The 12,428-nt window shown below is 64.7% G+C and carries 11 protein-coding genes; 10 read left to right on the top strand and 1 reads right to left on the bottom strand.

Translation table 11 applies throughout. The annotated features are described in order from the left end of the window. Positions 1-54 precede the first annotated feature (54 nt). From SJY12_RS03330 to SJY12_RS03290, 9 genes are read left to right on the top strand one after another with little or no spacing between them, the layout of a single operon-like run. Positions 55-678 (top strand): NADH-quinone oxidoreductase subunit J, encoded by a 624-nt coding sequence (locus tag SJY12_RS03330; RefSeq protein ID WP_050601231.1) that lies wholly within the window; start codon positions 55-57, stop codon positions 676-678. After that, entirely contained in the window at positions 675-980 is a 306-nt protein-coding gene (gene nuoK, locus SJY12_RS03325) for an NADH-quinone oxidoreductase subunit NuoK (RefSeq protein WP_050601232.1), read from the top strand. Before SJY12_RS03330 ends, nuoK begins: the two co-directional genes overlap by 4 nt. Before the next feature lie 6 nt (positions 981-986). Next, entirely contained in the window at positions 987-2,978 is a 1,992-nt protein-coding gene (nuoL, locus tag SJY12_RS03320; protein ID WP_397505982.1) for an NADH-quinone oxidoreductase subunit L, read from the top strand. Further along, on the top strand, positions 2,978-4,534 hold the full coding sequence (locus SJY12_RS03315) for an NADH-quinone oxidoreductase subunit M (protein ID WP_397505981.1): 1,557 nt from the start codon (positions 2,978-2,980) through the stop codon (positions 4,532-4,534). Before nuoL ends, SJY12_RS03315 begins: the two co-directional genes overlap by 1 nt. Further along, positions 4,534-5,997: an NADH-quinone oxidoreductase subunit NuoN gene (gene nuoN / locus SJY12_RS03310; RefSeq protein WP_397505980.1), complete on the top strand. Its 1,464-nt coding sequence runs from the start codon at positions 4,534-4,536 to the stop codon at positions 5,995-5,997. Before SJY12_RS03315 ends, nuoN begins: the two co-directional genes overlap by 1 nt. Next, the gene (locus tag SJY12_RS03305) at positions 5,994-6,716 is read left to right on the top strand and encodes a biotin--[acetyl-CoA-carboxylase] ligase (RefSeq protein WP_397505979.1); all 723 of its coding nucleotides are present in this window, start codon (positions 5,994-5,996) and stop codon (positions 6,714-6,716) included. The genes nuoN and SJY12_RS03305 overlap by 4 nt, the downstream gene beginning before the upstream one ends. Positions 6,717-6,719: 3 nt before the next feature. Next, a complete protein-coding gene (locus SJY12_RS03300; protein WP_063505398.1) occupies positions 6,720-7,493 on the top strand; it encodes a type III pantothenate kinase in 774 nt (257 codons plus the stop codon). Next, a complete protein-coding gene (locus SJY12_RS03295) occupies positions 7,490-9,139 on the top strand; it encodes a ribonuclease J (RefSeq protein WP_397505978.1) in 1,650 nt (549 codons plus the stop codon). Before SJY12_RS03300 ends, SJY12_RS03295 begins: the two co-directional genes overlap by 4 nt. 11 nt (positions 9,140-9,150) lie before the next feature. Then, positions 9,151-9,423: a DUF1467 family protein gene (locus SJY12_RS03290; protein WP_050601237.1), complete on the top strand. Its 273-nt coding sequence runs from the start codon at positions 9,151-9,153 to the stop codon at positions 9,421-9,423. Here SJY12_RS03290 and SJY12_RS03285 read toward each other — a convergent pair whose 3' ends face one another. Further along, the gene (locus SJY12_RS03285) at positions 9,424-12,048 is read right to left on the bottom strand and encodes an ATPase (protein ID WP_397505977.1); all 2,625 of its coding nucleotides are present in this window, start codon (positions 12,046-12,048) and stop codon (positions 9,424-9,426) included. It abuts the gene before it with no gap. A gap of 71 nt (positions 12,049-12,119) precedes the next feature. Between SJY12_RS03285 and SJY12_RS03280 the strand changes: the two genes are divergently transcribed. Next, positions 12,120-12,416, top strand: coding sequence for an Hpt domain-containing protein (locus SJY12_RS03280; RefSeq protein ID WP_397505976.1), 297 nt, complete (start codon positions 12,120-12,122; stop codon positions 12,414-12,416). Positions 12,417-12,428: the final 12 nt, after the last annotated feature.

The raw sequence follows: 12,428 nt of genomic DNA, 5'->3' as shown, positions 1-12,428 counted from the left end.
ACGTTATCCGGACCCCCGCCTTTGCGGGCGTGACGCAAGAGGTTTGAGGGAAAAGTGATACAGACTATCGCCTTTTACCTGTTCGCAGCACTGGTCATCGCCAGCGCCGTCATGGTCATCATGTCGCGCAATCCGGTGCATTCGGTGCTGTGGCTGATCCTCGCCTTCTTCAATGCGGCCGGGCTGATGGTCCTCGTCGGCGCCGAATTCATCGCCGCGCTGATGGTCATCGTCTATGTCGGCGCAGTCGCGGTGCTGTTCCTGTTCGTGGTGATGATGCTCGACATCGACTTTGCCGAACTGCGCGCGGGCTTCATCAAGAACTTCCCGCTGGGTATCGCGATCGCGCTGGTGCTCGCTGCCGAGCTGATCTTCGGGATCGGTGCCTATCAGGCTGGGCGGATCGACCTGGGCGTCGCCAGCGGCGCTGCTGCCCCCATCCTCGGGGAATCCAATACCGCCAGCATCGGCGCGGTGCTGTACCGCGACTATATCTTCCTGTTCGAAGCCGCAGGCCTGATCCTGCTGGTGGCAATGGTCGGCGCGATCGTGCTGACGCACCGTAAGCGCCCCGACGGTGCGCGCGGCCAGCAGGACATTACCCGCCAGGTGCGCCGCAATCCGGACGAGGCAACCGTCATGAAACAGCCCGAAGTGGGCAGGGGGGTCGAGCTGTGATCGGCATCGAACACTATATCGTGGTCAGCGCGATCCTGTTTGTGCTGGGCGTGCTGGGTATTTTCCTGAACCGGAAGAACATCATCGTCATCCTGATGGCGATCGAACTGATCCTGCTCAGCGTCAATCTCCAGCTGGTCGCGTTCAGTGCCTTTCTGGGCGATCTGGTGGGCCAGGTCTTCGCCATGTTCGTACTGACCGTGGCAGCGGGCGAAGCCGCCGTCGGTCTCGCCATTCTCGTCACCTATTTCCGTAGCCGTGGCACGATTGCCGTCGACGACGTCGACCGGTTGAAGGGATAAGCACCCGTGCACCCGATCCTCTTTATCGTATTCCTGCCGCTGCTGGCGGCGCTCGTCGCCGGCCTGACCAACAAGGCCGCGCCGCCGGTCTTCGCCAAGGCGGTGACCACCGGGGCGCTGTTCATCAGCGCCGCGCTCAGCTGGCCGATTTTCCTCGGCTTCGTCGGCGGATCGTCCGAACCGGCCGTGGTGCCGGTGCTTACCTGGATCCAGTCGGGCACGCTGGCATTCGACTGGGCGCTGCGCGTCGATACGCTGACCGCGGTCATGCTGGTGGTGATCAACACCGTTTCGGCGCTCGTCCACCTCTACAGCTGGGGCTATATGGACGAAGACCCCGACCAGCCGCGGTTTTTCGCCTATCTGTCGCTGTTCACCTTCGCCATGCTGATGCTGGTGACTGCGGACAACCTCGTCCAGATGTTCTTCGGTTGGGAAGGCGTGGGCCTGGCATCCTACCTGCTGATCGGTTTCTGGTTCCGCAAGCCGAGTGCCAATGCCGCCGCGATCAAGGCCTTCGTGGTCAACCGCGTCGGCGACCTTGGCTTCATGCTGGGCATTTTCGGCACCTATCTGGTGTTCGACACCGTTTCGATCACCGAAATCCTCGCCGCCGCGCCCGGTATGAGCGGGGCGACGATTGGCTTCCTCGGCTTCACCGTGCAGACGATGGACGTGCTGTGCATCCTGCTGTTCATCGGCGCGATGGGCAAATCGGCGCAGCTCGGCCTGCACACCTGGCTGCCCGACGCGATGGAAGGCCCGACGCCGGTGTCTGCCTTGATCCATGCCGCGACCATGGTGACCGCGGGCGTGTTCATGGTCTGCCGCCTTTCGCCCATGTTCGAAACCGCGCCCGTGGCGCTGGGCATGGTGACCTTCATCGGCGCTGCCACCTGCATCTTTGCCGCGACAGTCGGCACCACGCAGTGGGACATCAAGCGCGTGATCGCCTATTCGACCTGTTCGCAGCTGGGCTACATGTTCTTTGCAGCGGGCGTCGGCGCATATGGCGTGGCGATGTTCCACCTGTTCACTCATGCCTTCTTCAAGGCGCTGCTGTTCCTGGGTGCGGGCTCGGTCATCCATGCGATGCACCACGAACAGGACATGCGCTATTACGGCGAGCTGCGGAAGCACATCCCGCTGACCTTCTGGGCGATGATGATGGGGACGCTGGCGATTACCGGCGTGGGCATCTACCATCTCGGCGCAGGCTTCGCCGGCTTCTGGTCGAAGGACGCGATCCTCGAAGTGGCCTATGGCCGCGGGACCGAGCTGGGCAATTTCGCCTTCTGGATGGGCACCTTCGCCGCGCTGCTGACCAGCTTCTACAGCTGGCGGCTAATGTTCCTCACCTTCTGGGGCAAGCCGCGCTGGATCGAGAGCGAGCACATCCAGCATTCGGTTCACAAGACCCCCGCCGAAGCGGGCGAGGACACGACCGGCGGCTATCATCCGCATGAAAGCCCGCTGTCGATGCTGATCCCGCTGGGCGTGCTGTCGATCGGTGCGGTCCTGGCCGGACAGATTTTCGCGCCGACCTTCCTCGATGATGCCGCGTTCTGGGGCAGCTCGATCTTCTACAACGAACCGCTCATCCACGCGATGCACGGCGTGCCCTATCTGGTGAAATACGCCGCCTTCATCGTCATGCTGATCGGCCTGTTCGTCGCCTGGCTGGCCTATATCAAGGACACCAGCATTCCGGGCAAGACGGCCGAACAGCTCGGGCCGATTTACCGCTTCCTCTACAACAAGTGGTATTTCGACGAGCTTTATCACTACCTTTTCATCGTCCCTGCCTTCTGGCTGGGACGCCAGTTCTGGAAACTTGGCGATGTCGGCACGATCGACCGTTTCGGTCCCAATGGCATTGCCTGGGTGGTCGAGAAGGGGGCCGTTGGCGCCCGCCGCTTCCAGACCGGATATCTGTATAGCTATGCGCTGGTGATGCTCCTCGGGCTCGTCGCCGCCATCACCTGGGTGCTGTTCTGATGGAATTCCCCATCCTTTCGCTGATGCTCGCCGTGCCGCTGGCCGGCGCTATCGCCTGCCTGTTCCTCGGTGCGCACACCGCGCGCATGGTCGCACTGGTGGCCACGCTGATCGACCTCGCGCTCGGCGTGGTGCTGTGGCTCAATTACGATATCGGCGGGGCGCAGTGGCAGTTCACCGAGCGCGCGGAGATATTCGCGGGCTTCAGCTATGCGCTGGGGATCGACGGGATCGCGCTGATGCTGATCATGCTCAGCGTGTTCCTGATGCCCATCTGCATCCTCGCCAGCTGGGACGCGATCAGCAAGCGCGTCGGCGAATACATGAGCGCCTTCCTGCTGATGGAAGTGCTGATGATCGGCGTCTTCGCCTCGCAGGACATGTTCCTGTTCTACATCTTCTTCGAAGCCGGCCTGATCCCGATGTACCTGATCATCGGTGTATGGGGCGGCGATAACCGCATCTACGCCTCGTACAAATTCTTCCTCTACACGCTGCTCGGTTCGGTCCTGATGCTGATCGCGATGCTGTGGATGGCGAACGAAGCGGGCACGACCGATATCCCGACGCTGCTGAACTACGACTTCTCGCCGCAGGCGCAGACCTGGTTATGGCTGGCCTTCTTCGCCAGCTTCGCCGTGAAGATGCCGATGTGGCCGGTGCATACCTGGCTGCCCGATGCCCACGTGCAGGCGCCGACCGCCGGATCGGTCATCCTCGCGGGCGTGCTGCTCAAGCTCGGCGGCTACGGGTTCATCCGCTTCAGCCTGCCGATGTTCCCCGAAGCCAGCGCGCAGTTCACCTGGTTCGTCTTCGTCCTGTCGATGATCGCGGTGATCTACACCTCGCTCGTCGCGCTGGTGCAGAGCGACATGAAGAAGCTCATCGCCTATTCCTCGGTCGCGCATATGGCGATCGTGACCGCGGGCATCTTCGCGTTCAACGCGCAGGGCATCGAAGGCGCGGTGATGGTCATGCTGGGCCACGGGCTGGTCTCGGGCGCGCTGTTCCTGTGCGTCGGCGTCATCTACGACCGGCTGCACACGCGCGAGATCGCGCGCTATGGCGGCCTCGCCATCAACATGCCGCGCTATGCGCTGTTCTTCCTGCTGTTCACGATGGCCTCGATCGGCCTGCCGGGCACCAGCAACTTCGTCGGCGAATTCCTCGCGCTGGCCGGCCTCTACAAGGTCTCGACGCTGGTCACGCTGGTCTGCACCACCGGGATCATCCTCGGTGCCGCCTACATGCTGTATCTCTACCGCCGCGTCGTCTTCGGGCTTCAGGTCAACGAAGATGCCGCGCGCATGCCCGACCTCAACGCCCGCGAATGGGCCATGCTCGCCCCGATCGCAGCCGCCGTGCTGTGGATGGGCGTCTATCCGGAAAGCTTCCTAGCCCCCATGCGTCAGGATATTGCCGCTCTCGAGGCGCGCGTGGCGCGCGCCGCACCCGATTTCGATGCCGACAACACCATCGGCACGCCGCGCGAACACAATGCGAATTACGTCGGATCCGCGCATGGCGAAGCCCGCGGTGAAGAGGGAGCGCACTGATGTCCTACGCTACCTCGCTCTATCTCACCGCGGCGGAAATCGGCCTGTCGATCACGGCGCTCGTCCTGCTGCTGCTCGCCGCATGGAACGGGGACCGGTCTGCCCGCCTGCTGACCATCATCGCCGTGGCCGCGCTCGTCGGTGCAGCGATCTTCAGCATCGGCCTGTTCGACCGCAGCGCAAGCGAAGTCGCCGGGCGGGCCTTCGGCGATCTTTACCGCGCCGATGCCTTCGGCAGCTTCGGCAAGGTGCTGATCTATCTCGCGTCGGCGGCGGTCCTGATCGTCACCCCGCGTTTCTTCACCCAGCTGGACGGTTACCGCGCCGAATATCCCGTGCTGATGCTGTTCAACGCGGTCGGCATGGGCATCATGGTTTCCGCCACCGACCTGATGACGCTCTACATCGGTCTCGAAATGTCGAGCCTGTCGAGCTACGTGCTGGCTAGCTTCCTGCGGCAGGACGACCGGTCGAGCGAGGCCGGGCTCAAGTACTTCGTGCTCGGTGCGCTGGCATCGGGCATCATCCTCTACGGCGTCAGCTTGGTCTACGGTTTCACCGGTTCGACCAATTACGACGGCATCCGCGCCGCCTTTGCGCTCGATTTCTCCACCGGTGCATTGTTCGGCGTCGTCTTCGTGCTGGCGGGTGTCGCCTTCAAGATCAGCGCCGTGCCGTTCCACATGTGGACCCCCGACGTCTACGAAGGCGCACCGACTCCGGTCACGGCCTTCTTCGCCAGCGCGCCCAAGGTCGCGGCGATGGGCGTGCTGGTGCGCATCGCGATGGATCCCTTCGCGGGCGAAGTCGATGCCTGGCGGCAGATCATCATCTTCGCCGCTCTGGCATCGATCGTGGTGGGCGCGCTCGGCGCCATCGGGCAGCAGAACCTCAAGCGGCTGCTGGCCTATTCGTCGATCAACAACGTCGGCTTCATCCTTATCGGTCTTGCCGCAGCGACCGCCGCGGGCGTCGCCAGCGTGCTGACCTATCTGACGATCTACGTCGCCATGGTGATCGGCAGCTTCACCGCGCTGCTGATGCTGCGCGACCCGGCCGGTCAGAACCTCGAAACCTTCGCCGACATTGCCGGGCTCTCGACCCGGCGGCCGGCGCTCGCCTGGTGCCTGCTGGTGCTGATGTTCAGCCTCGCGGGCATTCCGCCGCTGTTCGGATTCTGGGGCAAGTTCGTGGTGTTCCAGGCCGCCGTGCAGGCCGATCTGGTCGCACTTGCCGCGATCGGGATCGCCGCCAGCGTGATCGGCGCGTTCTACTACCTGAAGTTCATCAAGGTGATGTTCTTCGACGAACCCACGCGCGATGTCGAGACGAGCAGCCCAGTGAGCCACTGGGCCGTGCTGGGCGTGTGCGTCGCGATCCTGTCACCGCTCGGCTACCTGCTGACCATCCCGCTGGGTGAATGGACGGCGCAGGCCGCGGCATCCTTCGTCGCTGCGATGTGATCCGCTTCGTAACCGAAACCGGTTCGACCAATTCCGATCTCGCCGCGCAGGTGCGCGCGGGCGAGGTGGTGGCCGAGGGTCACTGGCTGGTGGCCGATCGGCAGGTCGCGGGGCGCGGGCGGCAGGGACGCAGCTGGTTCGACGGCAGCGGCAATTTCATGGGTTCGACCGCGGTTCGCATTTCGCCGCGCGATCCCGCCCCGGCAACGCTGGCGCTGGTCGCGGGCGTGGCGGCCTACGAGGCCGTGTCCGCCGTGCTGGCCGAACCCGGCAAGCTGCGGCTCAAATGGCCCAACGATCTCATGCTCGGCGATGCCAAACTGGCCGGCATCCTGCTCGAACGCGAAGGCGACAGGATCATCGTCGGCATGGGCATGAACCTGGCTGCTGCGCCCGACCTGCCCGACCGCAAGACCGTGGCGCTGGCCGAACTGGGCCCCGCGCCCGATCGCGACATGTTCGCCCGCACCCTGGCCGAGGCCTTCGACCGCGAACTCGAGCGGTGGCGCACCTACGGCCTCGAACCGCTCACGCGGCGCTGGGCCAGCGTGGCCCACCCGCCCGGCACGCGGCTGACCGTGCAACCGCCGGGCGAGGAGCGGATCGAAGGCGCCTTTGCCGGTTTGACCCCCGACGGCGCGTTGTCGCTGCGCTTGGCGGACGGATCGACCCGTGCCATCCATGCGGGCGACGTGATGCTCGCAAACGAGGAGAGCTGAGCCATGCTGCTCGCCGCCGATGTCGGAAATACCAATGTTGTCTTCGCGCTGATCGACAAGGGCGAGATCAAGGCGCGCTGGCGGATCGCCTCCGACCCGCGCCGGACGGGCGACGAATATGCCGTATGGCTGCTGCAACTGGCCGAATTCCAGGGCTTCGACAGCGGCGAGATCGATCAGGTGATCATCGGCTCGGTCGTTCCCAAGGCGATCCACAATCTCACGGTCCTGTCGGAAAAGTATCTCGGGATCACGCCGCTCATCGCGGGCCAGGACAAGGCGGCCTGGGGAATCGAGCTGGATATCGAACAGCCCAGCTCGCTGGGTGCGGACCGCGCGCTCAACACCATTGCGGCGCATGCCAAGCACGACGGCGATCTTATCGTCATCGATTTCGGCACCGCGACGACATTCGACGTGGTCGATTTCAACGGCGCCTACAAGGGCGGCATCATCGCGCCCGGGATCAATCTGTCGCTTGACGCGCTGGTAGGGAACACGGCCAAATTGCCGCGGATCGCCATCGAGAAGCCCGAAAGCGACAGCGTCATCGGTCGCAACACCGAGGACCAGATGCTAATTGGGGTTTTCTGGGGCTATGTATCTCTGATCGAAGGACTTGTGGCCCGCATGAAGGCTGAAATCGGACGTCCCGCCAAGGTGGTCGCGACAGGGGGCCTGGCGATCCTGTTTGATGAACACACCGACCTGTTCGACGTGGTCGACCCCGACCTCACGCTCGAAGGGCTTGCCATTCTGGCAGGGCGCGCCGCGTGAAGAAGGACTTCACCCCCGAAGACGAACTGCTGTTCCTCGCGCTCGGCGGTTCGGGCGAAATCGGCATGAACGTCAATCTCTATGGCTGCCAGGGCAAATGGCTGATGGTCGATCTGGGGATGACCTTCTCGGGCGACCAGTATCCCGGCGTCGACCTGGTGTTCGCCGATCTGGAATTCATCGAGGAACGCGCCCATCAGCTCGAAGCCATCGTGCTGACGCATGCGCATGAAGACCACATCGGTGCGGTCCCCTATTTCGCCGCCGATCTCGGCGTGCCGATCTATGCCACGCCGTTCACCGCCGACCTCGTCCGCCGCAAGCTCAAGGAAGCGGGTCTGGTCGACGAGGTCGAGCTGCATGTCATCGAAGAGGACCACGGCCAGTTCGCCGTCGGCCCGTTCGAGGTGACCTATATCCCGCTCGCGCATTCGATCGCCGAAGGCAATGCGCTGCTGATCGATACCCCGCACGGGCGGATCTTCCACACCGGTGATTGGAAGCTCGACGAAGACCCCATCATCGGCGAACCGACGACCGAGGAAGAACTGGTCGCGATCGGCGACGAGGGCGTGCTGGCGCTGGTCTGCGACAGCACCAATGTCTTCAATCCCGCGCCGAGCGGTTCGGAAGGGGCGGTCTACAAGGGCTTGCTCGAGGAAGTGCAGCGCCATGCGGGCAAGCGGGTGATGGTGACCACCTTCGCCAGCAATGTCGCACGGCTCCAGACGCTGGGCGATGTCGCGCGCGAAACCGGCCGCCAGGTTTGCGTTGCCGGCCGCTCGCTCGACCGGATCATCGAGGTCTCGCAGGATAACGGCTATCTGCGGGACTTCCCCGACCCGGTCGATTTCGACACCGCGATGGGGCTGCCTCGCGGCGAAGTGCTGATCATTGCGACCGGCGGGCAGGGCGAACCGCGCGCCGCGCTGGCGCGGGTGGCGGACGAAAACCACCCGATCGAACTGGTCAGCGGCGATGTCGTGCTGTTTTCGAGCCGGCAGATCCCGGGCAATGAACTGTCGATCGGGATCGTGCAGAACAAGCTCGCTGCGCGCGGTATCACCATGGTCACCGACCGGCAGAGCATGATCCACGTGTCGGGCCATCCGGGCCGCCCCGAGCTGGAAGCGCTCTATGGCTGGATCCGGCCGGACATCCTCGTCCCCGTGCATGGCGAGATGCGCCACATGCAGGAGCAGGGCAGGCTGGGTAAGGAATGCGCGATACCCGACCAGGTCGTCCAGCAGAACGGCGATCTCGTGCGGCTCGCGCCCGGTGCGCCCGGCAAGATTGCCGAAGTGAAGGCGGGCCGCCTGGTGCTCGATGGCGATCTCATCATCCCGGCCGATGGCGAGGCGATCGCCATGCGGCGCCGGATCATGCGCGAAGGCGTGCTCATCGTCGCGCTCGACGGCGATCTCAACCCGCGGATCGACAGCCTGGGGCTGCCGCTGGACGAGGATTACGACGATTTCGTCGCCGAAGCGACGCGGGACATCACCGCCGCGATCGGCAAGCTTCGCGGCGGCGACCGGCGCGACGAGGCAAGCGTTCACGAGGCCGCGCGGCTCGCCGCGCGCCGGGCGGCGCAGCGCTGGTCGGGCAAGCGACCGCAGGTGCGCGTGATCGTACCCAATCTGTAGGAGGCGCAGCCATGCAGTGGACCAGCATTCTCGCGATCTATTTCCTGTTCTTCGTGTTCAGCGCCTTCGTGCTGCTGCCCTTCGGCGTGCGCACGCATGACGAGGCGGGGATCGAGAAAATTCCCGGGCAGGCCGATAGCGCGCCGGTGGAATTTCGCGCCGGTCGTTTGCTGCTGCGCGCGGTGATCCTCTCCGCGGTCGTCACCACGCTTTACGTGCTCAACTACATCTACGGATGGATCACCGTGGACGACATCATCCTGTGGGGCCCGTCGGCGGGCTGATCACTGGCGCAGCCGTTCCAGCGCCTGCGCCAGCACCACGTAGAGCTTGCCCATATCGCTGCTGAGCAGCGTCACGCTGATGGCATTGCCGTCGCGCGTGGATAGCAGCGTGCGCAGCATCGCCTCGAAATCGTGGATGTAGCGGCTGACATGGTCGCGGAAATCGTGGTCCGCATCGTACAGTTCCGCGATCTCGCGCGCCTCGGTGTTGTCGAGCAGGCGGACCGCGCGCCGGGTGAAGATCCCCCGGTCGCCGCGCAGATAGCTGGTCCACGCGGTATCGGTCACATCGGTCGACAGTGCCTTGGTGATGTCGATCGCGTTCGAATTGAGGCTTTCGCTGATCAGCGCGACACGGCGTGAGAAATCATTGTCCACGTCCTCGGCCGCGCGTTCGCGCGCGTGGGCAATGCGGCTTTCCAGATTGGCGGTCAGTTCGTTGACCTTGGCCAGCTGGTCGCGCAGCTGCCGGGTGATCTCGCGTCCCGCTGCGGCAGAACGCTCGCTCGCGGCGTCCAGTTCGGTCAGCGCATGCGCGGTCTGCTCGCGCAGCGCGTGGTCGATCGCCTCGGCGCTTTGCTGGCCGACCTCGCGCGCGATCCCGGCGATGCGTTCGGCCTGTTCGGTCTCGATCGCGCCCAGCGCTTCGCGTGCGCTGGTTTCGAGCGCGGTGATCGCATCGCGCAGCGCGGTCTGCGCCTGTTCGGAAACCCCGGCGCTTTCCTCGCCCAGCGTCGCAATGCTGCCGCGCAGCCGGGCGATTTCATCGGCATGCTCGGACGCGGTTTCGCCGAAACGGTTCTGGAACACCTCGATCCCGTCCATTGCCTCGCGGCTGCGCGCCTCGGCGGTATCCATGCTCGCGGTCAGCGCTTCGCCGGCGGATTTCGCCTGGTCGAGCAGCGCGTTCACTTCTTCGGCGCGCTGTTCGATTCGGTCCAGCCGCGCTTCGCTTGCCTCCATCGCCTGCGGCAGGTCGTCGCGGCTGTGCTTCGCGCTCGCCTGGATCAGCTCGAGCAGGCGGACGCTGGCGTCGGTCAGCTGCGATACCGCTGTCTCGGTCCCGTCGAGCGCGCCGCGGCTGTCCGCCAGTTTCGCATTGAGCGCGCCGATCCCGTCGGCGAGCTCGGTCCGCGCCTCGCGGCCCTGTTCGGCAATCGCCGCGAACACCGTACCGAGCGCCGCGATGCGTTCGCCCAGTTCGTCGCCTTCCGCAGCCATGAGCGACAGCTGTTCGGCCTGCGCTGCCCGGCGATCGGCAATCGCTTCGTCGAGCGCGGCGAGCCGCTGGGTCAGGCGTTGCTGGGCTGCCTCTTCGGCCTCGGCCATGGCGACCTGTCGCTCGGTGGTCTCCTGCGCGAACATCCGATTGCGTTCGGCAATCCGGGTATCGACGCGTTCGGCCTCGGCAGCCAGTGCCGCAAGCTTGGCATTGGCCGCTTCCAGCGCGGCATCATCGACGCGGGCGATCTCCTCGACGGCGTCGTTCATCCTCTCGCGCATGGCCTCGATCTGCTCTTGCCATGCGTTCATCGCTTGCGCTTCGCCTTCGCGTATGGCCGCCGCCGCATGCGCGGTTTCCTCACGAATGGCGGCGAGCCGCTCGGTCAGGCTGGCGACCGCGGTTTCACGGTCCGCCGCGGTAGCGGTCTCGGTCTCGGCGAATTCGCTGCGCAGCTTGTCGAAGCGGGTGCGCAGCGATGCCAACGCCTCGACTTCGCGGCGGTCGAGTTCGCCGCGGAAATCCTCGCTGCCCTCGCGCAGTTCCGAGAACCGCCGATCGGCGATCTCGGCAAGATGATCGGCCTGCTGTGAAAAAGCCTCGAGCGCGCCATCGATCCGCTCGCGTAGCGAGGCGACCTGCCGCTCGCTCGCAGAGCCGAACTCGTTGAGCCTGGCGAAACCGTCAACCAGCCCGTCGAGCTGGTTCTGCGCTTCGCGGCCGGCGCTACCGATCTGGTTCGACACATCCTTGGCCGAGCTGGCGACAACAGGCAGGTTGTCGCGGAGTTTGTCCATGTTTTCCAGAGCGGTAACGCTCACACGTGCGATCGCTTCGACCTGTTCGCCATTGTCCGCGACCAGCGCCTGCAACCGGTCGGCATGTTCGGACAGCCGGTCGGTCGCGGTCCGACCGAGATAGTCGAGATCGCGCGTCTGGCTGGTCAGGAATTCGCGCGCGAGGCTGAGTTCGCGGTTGATCGTCACCAGCCGGCTTTCCAGTTCGGCGCTCTGCGCTGACAGATCGTGGGCGACAGTGGCGAAGCGGCGCGCTTCGCGGGCCGAATTGCGCATTGCCAGAAGCCATACGCCGATTACCAGCAGGACGGGCACTGCCCATTGGGTGACCAGCGCGGTCCAGGCGCGGGGCGTGGGGAGGGCCATCAGCTGGCTGGCATGCGCCCAGGCAAAAAACGCCGTCCAGCCCGCTATCGCCAGGATCGCCGCAGCTGGGAGCAGCCAGGAAAAGCGCCGCCGGGCCGCGGACTCATCGTCCCAGACCACCTCGTCGTCTTCTTCGAGTTCCGGCGAAGTTTCTGCGACAAACTCTTCGGAAACAACGGCTTCCTCATGGGTTTCGTCAGGCGTCTGATCGACGGCCTGGATAAGCGAGCGCTTTCTCATAATGGGGCAAACTACCACCAAAGCGATCAGGCTTAAACCTGAATTAACCGCCTCGCGTTTACGGTAGCCCGATGGCCTATCACACTACAGGTTTCGAAGCCGCGCTGGCCCATGCTGCCGGGGACGACTTCGCCCTGCGGGAAGACCTGAAGCAGGCGTTCGTGCAGAGCGCGTCGGCGCATCACGACCTGCTGCGCCGGGCCCGGTGCGATGCCAATTGGGCAATGGCGGCCGAGCGGCTCGGGAAACTGGCCGCGAGCTTTCATGCAACAAAACTGATGGATCTCGCCGAAGAAGCCCGCGCCGGGGCACCGGGAGAACCCACGGTGATCAGCCGCATCGAAAGCGTCATCGCCGCTCTCAACTGAGGGAAACCGCCG

The sequence above is a fragment of the Qipengyuania sp. R86523 genome (assembly GCF_044596365.1).
Taxonomy (GTDB): domain Bacteria; phylum Pseudomonadota; class Alphaproteobacteria; order Sphingomonadales; family Sphingomonadaceae; genus Qipengyuania; species Qipengyuania citrea.
This window is presented reverse-complemented; position numbering and strand designations above follow the sequence as displayed.